The sequence below is a fragment of the Brevibacterium sp. FME17 genome (assembly GCF_014897515.1).
Taxonomy (GTDB): domain Bacteria; phylum Actinomycetota; class Actinomycetes; order Actinomycetales; family Brevibacteriaceae; genus Brevibacterium.
In genome coordinates this window covers 1-7,278 of the sequence record NZ_JABUYD010000046.1, presented here as the reverse complement: position 1 = coordinate 7,278, position 7,278 = coordinate 1, and the positions used below count along the sequence as shown (strand labels likewise).

The following is a 7,278-nucleotide window of genomic DNA, read 5'->3' as shown; positions in this document are numbered from 1 at the left end:
CAGCAGGACCTGAAATCCCGCTACCTTGGGTGTCCACTATTCGAGGCTAACCTCAGAGCCGGTGGCAGGCCCGAATTCTCGCATGTTTTTTCAGTTGATCGTCTATCTTGATGTAAGCACAGATACATACCCGTGCTGCACTGAGCATGTGGCCGGAGTCCACGTCAGAGAAAGGCAATGACGCCATGTCGAGTTATCAGATCGGGAAGTCCCCTCGAGGGTTCTTCGGTCATCCTTCAGGGCTAGGGTGGCTGTTTTCAATGGAGATGTGTGAACGCTTCTCCTATTACGGAATGCGTGCCATCCTTCTCTACTTCGTTATTGACGAAGGAATCAACGGCGGCCTCGGCATTTCTGAGCCAATTGGCCAGGCGTTGGTTGCCGCCTATGGAGCAAGCGCATATCTGTTGGCCATTGTCGGCGGAATCCTCGCTGATCGTGTGGTTGGGCTGTGGAAGGCGACACTATACGGCGGGGTTGTGATCATGTTCGGTCATCTCGCACTTACCTTGCCGACATCGCCGATGTCTTGGGTGGGAATTTGCTGCATCGCGCTCGGAACCGGTCTGCTCAAACCCAATCTTCAAGCCATGTTCGGAGAGGTCTATGCAGAGGGCGATCCACGTCGACACGGCGGTTTTCAACTCATGTACTTCTCAGTCAACATCGGAGCCTTCCTTGCACCGTTTGTAATCGGTGGCATGAGAGCAGCGGGTGGCTATCACGCGGGATTCTCAGCGGCGGCAATCGGCATGGCTCTATCGCTGGTCATCTTTATCGTTGGCCGGTCCAGGATGCCCGAATCGGTGATGGCAGCATCTCAACCGCTAAGCAATAGTGGACAACGCCGACTGTTCTCTTACACCCTAGGCTCAGCGGTCGCCGTGGCGGCCCTCTTTCTCGGATTCATCGCTCTTCTGCCGAACATCACCGATGCGATCGTAGGCACAGTAGCAACGGTGGCCGCAGTTGTAGCCGTTGCGTACTTTGTCACAATGTTCCGTAGCAAAAAGGTGAACGCGGATGAACGCAGCAATCTACGCGCGTATCTGCCCTTGTGGCTGGCGGCAATGGTTGTGTGGATGATCGAAGAACAAGCAGCAGTGAAGATGGCTTCCTTCGCACTGTCGAACACTCAACTAAACTTAGGGAGCTTCGGCATTCCTCCTGAGTGGTACCAATCTATTAATCCGTGGGTTTGTCTGATTGCTGCTCCGATCCTTGCCTATTGGTTCACTCGACGAGCCGGGAAATTTCCAGGAGTGATCCACAAGTTCATTTTTGGCACGGTTCTACTCGGGATTTCTGCGCTCCTCATGGGCGTGGGCTTTGCGACATGGACTGGTGGCGAGTCGCTTGCCCCATGGTGGTACCTCGCATTGGTGTTCGTAGTCCAGACGACTGGCATCGTCTTCATCTCACCAGTCGGAGCTGCGGCCACGACACTGCTGATGCCCCGGGCGTTCAAAGGCCAGGGCATGGCCGTATGGCTACTTAACAACGCGCTCGCTCAAGGTCTAGCCGCAGTAATCATTCGCCTGCTGGCCGGAGTCAACGATTCTGTGTTCTACTACATTCTCACTGCTGCGACGGTTGTCACGGTAGTCGTACTCGGGGTGCTTGCGACCCGAATTTCAGCTATTACATCACTAGTAGAGGGAGCTGCAGATCGTTCACCGCAGAGTGATGTCGAACCAATCGGTGACAGCCGGCGGGCCTAAACACCAATTTTCAATCTGATCGAACAGGTAATGCACTATGACCAAATCTACTCAAGCAATCGACGACTTCCTCAATTCGTCCCGACTCACTCATGTTGCCATGAACAAAGATGGAACCCGAATACTTGCCGTGGTCGACACCGTCGAAGTCTCTGGTCAAGTTTCATCGGCGCTCTATCAGATCGATCAAGAGAAACAGGTGCCGATTTTGCTCGCGAGCAGACAGCAACGCGTAACCTCTGTGTGTGCCGCTGGAGCTGAAAAAATCTATCTCAGCGAACAACTCGCGGGGCAGTCCGGCAACATCGTCGTTGAAATCGAAGAGAATGGGGAAGGACGAGAGATTGCGCGCGTAGAGCGCGTATTCTCGATGGACTCGAATGAACACACGGGGACTGTTCTCATTCAATGCATCGCACCAGATCGAGTTGACCGACGAACGTCCGACTATTTGCAGCATCGATTGCGCCAGCATTACCCCGTGAGAACGAATGACACTGGCACAGTCGAGATACTCGAAATCTTCACACTCGATACTGTGACACGAAAGCTACGTCGCCACCACCAGGACCTCGCCCAACTGTCTATAGAACATCAGGTCTTCCCGCACCCGGACGGGCTCAGAGTATTGGCCAACCGCGTTCGCCATTCAAGGGGCGAGATCAGGATCGATTTAGTACTTGCCGACCTCATCAATGGCACAGTCGAAGTGGTGCACGAGGAGGCAGACAGCCGGCTCCTTGCTGGTCCGATCTCAATGGACGGGAAGTATGCGGCGGTGCAAGAGATGCATCTCAACGAGCGGAGCGAACGTCGATCGCTCACGGTAGTCGACTTGGTTGCATTTTCCCGCAGTTCTCTAGTATCAGGCTGGGACCGATGGCCAACCCCACTTGCCTGGTATCCCAAGGAGAAATCGATTCTAGTTAGAGCCGACGACGACGGGAATACCTCTCTTTTCAAAGCCTCTGTCGATCGTGACTGCGTTGAGAAACTTGCGGATGACGAAGGTGCCTACGGCACCTCATTGATCCACCCGCGAACATTCGACATCTATTCAGTCCACGCAACAATGCGAAACTCGGGTCATCTCACACGGGTTCGGAATCGCATAGCAACAACACTGGGGATACCTGAAGATCAGCCTCAGTTCGAAGGCAAGCAGCACGCAATCACAATATTGAATCGCGACGGGATCCCGATTAAATGTTGGCTCACTTTGCCCCATACAGCCGGGAGCGAGACACCAGTTCCACTCGTTGTATGGGTCCATGGCGGACCAGCGGTGTCGTGGGCCGGTTGGCGCTGGGCCCGGTCTCCATGGCCACTAGTCGCTCAGGGCATGGCCGTACTCATGCCGGACATTGCGATGTCTACCGGATATGGCCAAGACTTCATAGATCGGGGTTGGGGAGATTGGGGAGGTACTCCGCTAAATGACCTCCTGGACGTCACTAGCGAAGTTGGTCAACGCTCCGATATTGACGTAACGAGAAAGGCGGTCATTGGAACGTCCTTTGGTGGCTACCTGGCGACATGGGCGGCTGCTCGCACCAAGGAATTCCAAGCCGCGATCAGTCACGCCGGAATATGGGACCTCGAGCTCTTTCACCCCACAACCGATGACCCTGCCCGCTTCCGAAGGCGAATGCCAGCAGCGATGAGACGACCTCACTCGCCGCGTTGGTGGGTACACGAAATAGACATACCGATGCTCATCAGCCAGGGCGGTCGGGACACTTGCGTGCCACGCGAACAGGCCTTCTTACAGTGGTCGGAGCTTCTCTCTTCATCGAATCTCTCTGAAGACGATCAAGGCCAATCGCCGCACCGTTTCCTTTACTTGCCAACGGAAGGACACCGCATCTCGACGATTCACGGTACTCGAGAATGGTATAGGGCAGTCACAGGGTTCCTCAACGAACGGTTCTTCGTAGCTAAGTCGGAAGAGCCTGCATGCCAATCATCCGACGACTGCATCACGCCAGTAAGGGGGAATAGCGATGGTTGAGTGGATCGACCTGCGCAGTGATACTGTCACCAAGCCGACTAGTGAGATGCGGGCAGCCATGGCCGCAGCCGAGGTCGGCGATGACGGCCGGATGCTGCCCGATGGCCAATACGGAGATCTCACAGTTCGTCGGCTTGAGGAAGCTGTCGCGCTCGAGCTGGACAAGCCAGCTGCAATATTCGTTACAACTGGTGTGCTGGCTAATATGATCGCGCTCCGGACGTGGTGCAAGCGAGATGCTACTGTCGCTGTGGGCACCAATTCGCATATCCTTCGTTTCGAACGAGGGGCCTTTGATCCAGAAGTATTCGGCCTTCGCGCGCGCCAAATCGCGGATTCTTGCGGATTTCCCGAAGTTGCGCCAGGGGGCCTCGACGGAGCTCAGGTTCTCTGTCTGGAAAATACGCACAATGCAGCTGGAGGCGTCGCCTGGCACGCTGACAGGGTCGAAACACTGCGTACGCAGCAAGCGCGTCTTCCCAGTATCCATCTCGACGGGGCCCGCCTTTTCAATGCGTCAGTCGCACTTCGTGTGCCGCTGAGTCAGTTGGCTTCCGTTGGTGACAGCGTCATGGTGTGCCTGTCCAAGGGTCTTGGTGCACCAATGGGCTCTATTCTCGCCGGTTCCACCGAATGGATCGCCGAGGCACGAAGAATACGTCAGCTTCTCGGCGGGCAACTAAGGCAGGTTGGCGTTGTCGCAGCAGCTGGGCTGACAGCATTGCGCGGCTATCGCGATCGGCTCGAAGCCGATCAGGCACGGGCTATGCGGCTGGCAGAATTGTTACGGAATATTCCAGAAGTAGAGGTCGATGACGAGATCAAGACCAACATCGTACGTGCGCGGTTCTTAGACGGTTCTGATCCAGCTTTTCGGGTTCGAGCTCGGGCCGCCAAACAGGGGGTTCTGCTCGGTGGACCTTCGGGACAGGAGCTGAGGCTTGTCCTACACAGCGATATATCGAATAGCGCCATTGACCAGGTAGCAAACGTTATCTCACAGGCACTATCGCAAGAAGCGTGACTCGGAGTTGAGGGGCGAGCCCAGCTCTATCTTCTCATCTTCAGTGCACGCAACGCCCGTTTGAGCGCCAAGCTGGCTCTCATCCTCGTAGGATAGGAACGACGCTGTGTTCTGGGCCTATTCTTGGGCTACAGGTAGTGCGTCAAGAGATTGTCGCGTGCCCCCTTATGGTTCGTCGAGCCGGGCTCCAGCTCTTCGACGATCGCCGAGCGAATCTCAACGCTCAACTTGTCGTTCCTGGCGTTTGCGCGTGATGCCGAGGTAGTAACTTCCTGCCCCGTCGCAGCAATAGCTTGTCCTTACGCTGCCTCTGTTGACTTGAGGCGCTCAGAAAGCAATTGCTGCAATGGGGAACTTGGCAGTTCCCACCAGTGAGTTCACGAGCGGTAGGGACTGATGCAAGGATCGGTGACAGCGTGAGTGTCACGCTGCGAGGGCAGCTGGCTCTATGATTGCTTCGTACTCTACTGGCGTCAATCGACCCAACCGGGCTTGTCGGCGACGTCGGTGATATGTCCGCTCGAGCCAGGTCACGATCGCGATTCTCAACTGGTCGCGAGTGACCCACCGGCGACGGTCGAGAACGTTCTTCTGCAACAGGGCGAAGAACGATTCCATAGCCGCGTTATCGCCCGCTGCGCCGACTCGTCCCATCGACCCGATGATGCCGTGACGGGCCAAAGCCCGAGTGAATTTCTTCGACCGGAATTGGCTGCCGCGGTCGCTGTGCGTCACGCATCCGGCCACATCACCGCGCCTGGCCACAGCCATCTCGAGGGCATCAACAGCCAACCGCGCCTTCATCCTCGAACTGATCGAATAGCCGACGATGCGCGAGGAGTAGGCGTCCTTGACCGCGCAGAGGTACAGCTTGCCCTCATTCGTATGGTGCTCCGAGTAGGGTCGGACCGGGGCGCTCTGCCAGCCTCACGACTGGTAAGTTTCCCCGGCCCGCCCTCCGAACCGGACGTGCCCATTCCTGAGCATCCAGCTCTCCATGCCAATCAAGCCGCAGCACTGTCCCATGGCGTGGGAATACGAGTTCCCCGGAACCGATAGCGAGTCACTGGAACCCGACAGGCCCGGAAGAACTCGACTCCTTCCGTCCGTATCTCCCATCCAGGGAGGAAACGACGCACCACAGTATGCTTATTCAGCTTGGGGTGACGCTTATTCAACCAATTGACGATCCGCCAGAACGCGTAATGGTCAACGTAACTGAATGTCGCTTTCGACACCCCATGCTGGAAATACGCACACCACCCTCTCAACACCGGGTTCACCCGGCGGAGAAGATCGGCCAGCGTCCGATGTTGCGCTCTGCGAGTCAGACCGCGAATACGCTCCTTGATCGAAGCCAGAGACTTCTTCGACGGATACGTATACACCTGAGCCTGACCGCTGGTTCCCCTCTTCATCCGACGCTGGATGCGCCAGCCCAAGAAGTCGAACCCCTCATCAATGTGAGTCACTTTCGTTTTCTCCACCGATAGGCGCAAACCCATCGGCGCGAGCACTTCAGCCACCTCGTGCCACAGTGCCTCCACGTGCTCGACCGAACCGTGGACAAGGACAACGAAGTCATCCGCGTACCGGATCAGCTTCATCACCGGGATGCCCCTACGGCGCAGTTTCGCTCGCGTCCAGCTCGGACCCAGCGACTCCCACCTCTTTTGGAAGTGATCATCAAGCCCAGACAAGGCGATATTGGCCAGAAGTGGTGAAAGTATCCCTCCTTGCGGGGTGCCGGTGTGAGTGTTCCTATTGACACCATCCTCGCTGAGGATGCCTGCCTTTGAGGAACCTTCTGACCAGAGCCAGGACCCTTTTGTCCGTGATTCGTCCACGCAAACGCTGAATCAGACCAGTGTGATCGATCTCGTCGAAACACGCAGTGATATCAGCCTCGAAGACCCACTCATAATTCAAAGGCCTCGACGTGAACTTATGAATCTCAGCAATCGCGTCCTGCGCACGCCGCCGCGGCCGAAACCCATACGAGGACGGATAGAAGTCCGCCTCGAAGATCGGTTCCAGCACCAACTTCAGCGACGCCTGCACCACTCTGTCGGCCAGCGTTGGAATCCCCAACGAACGAGTCTTCCCATTCGACTTCGGGATCCTGCGCTCACGCACCGGCAAGGGTCGGAACTCACCAGTCTTCACCTGGCGGCGAATCATAGTGAGCACCTCAACGGCCTGACCATGAAGCAGGGACCGGGGTGCGACCCCATCGACTCCAGCAGTCCGACCGCCCTTGTTACCCCGCACTCGATCCCACCCTGCTACGAGGAAGGCCGGATCGTGGACAAGGTTGAACACATCATCGAAGACACGCCCCGGATCGGTGCGCGCCCATTGGTGCAATTTCGTCTGGATCGTAAGTACTCGATGCCATGCCGAAGTAATATCGACTGGCCCCGACACACCCGTATTCACCGGTGTCCCTCCTTTTCATCCCTACTTTCATTGCGGAATCGGCACTGAGTCCCTTCGCCATGTGGTCGGCTTTCCCGACCTCG

The 7,278-nt window shown here is 56.6% G+C and carries 5 protein-coding genes and 1 pseudogene; 3 read left to right on the top strand and 3 right to left on the bottom strand.

Annotation, left to right across the window (positions count from 1 at the left end):
- Nucleotides 1-185 precede the first annotated feature (185 nt).
- From INT40_RS20120 to INT40_RS20110, 3 genes are read left to right on the top strand one after another with little or no spacing between them, the layout of a single operon-like run.
- Nucleotides 186-1,721: a peptide MFS transporter gene (locus INT40_RS20120; RefSeq protein ID WP_193070608.1), complete on the top strand. Its 1,536-nt coding sequence runs from the start codon at nt 186-188 to the stop codon at nt 1,719-1,721.
- 37 nt (nt 1,722-1,758) lie between these two features.
- Entirely contained in the window at nt 1,759-3,732 is a 1,974-nt protein-coding gene (locus INT40_RS20115) for an alpha/beta hydrolase family protein (protein WP_193096855.1), read from the top strand.
- Complete coding sequence (locus tag INT40_RS20110) at nt 3,725-4,756, top strand: threonine aldolase family protein (RefSeq protein ID WP_193070606.1); 1,032 nt, start codon at nt 3,725-3,727, stop codon at nt 4,754-4,756. Before INT40_RS20115 ends, INT40_RS20110 begins: the two co-directional genes overlap by 8 nt.
- 423 nt (nt 4,757-5,179) lie before the next feature.
- Here INT40_RS20110 and INT40_RS20105 read toward each other — a convergent pair.
- From INT40_RS20105 to INT40_RS21430, 3 genes and pseudogenes are all read right to left on the bottom strand, one after another.
- A pseudogene (locus INT40_RS20105) lies at nt 5,180-5,653 on the bottom strand (IS3 family transposase); the annotation flags it as partial.
- 107 nt (nt 5,654-5,760) lie between these two features.
- Entirely contained in the window at nt 5,761-6,603 is an 843-nt protein-coding gene (locus tag INT40_RS21090; RefSeq protein WP_319022042.1) for a group II intron maturase-specific domain-containing protein, read from the bottom strand.
- Nucleotides 6,518-6,937 carry a reverse transcriptase domain-containing protein gene (locus INT40_RS21430; protein WP_413463564.1) on the bottom strand — a complete coding sequence of 140 codons (420 nt, stop codon included), beginning with the start codon at nt 6,935-6,937 and terminating at the stop codon, nt 6,518-6,520. Before INT40_RS21430 ends, INT40_RS21090 begins: the two co-directional genes overlap by 86 nt.
- Nucleotides 6,938-7,278 lie beyond the last annotated feature (341 nt).

Coding starts and splice junctions, on each gene's coding strand:
- INT40_RS21430 (WP_413463564.1), bottom strand. CDS start 6,937: ATGATTCGCCGCCAGGTGAAGACTGGTGAGTTCCGACCCTTGCCGGTG.
- INT40_RS20115 (WP_193096855.1), top strand. CDS start 1,759: ATGACCAAATCTACTCAAGCAATCGACGACTTCCTCAATTCGTCCCGA.
- INT40_RS20110 (WP_193070606.1), top strand. CDS start 3,725: ATGGTTGAGTGGATCGACCTGCGCAGTGATACTGTCACCAAGCCGACT.
- INT40_RS20120 (WP_193070608.1), top strand. CDS start 186: ATGTCGAGTTATCAGATCGGGAAGTCCCCTCGAGGGTTCTTCGGTCAT.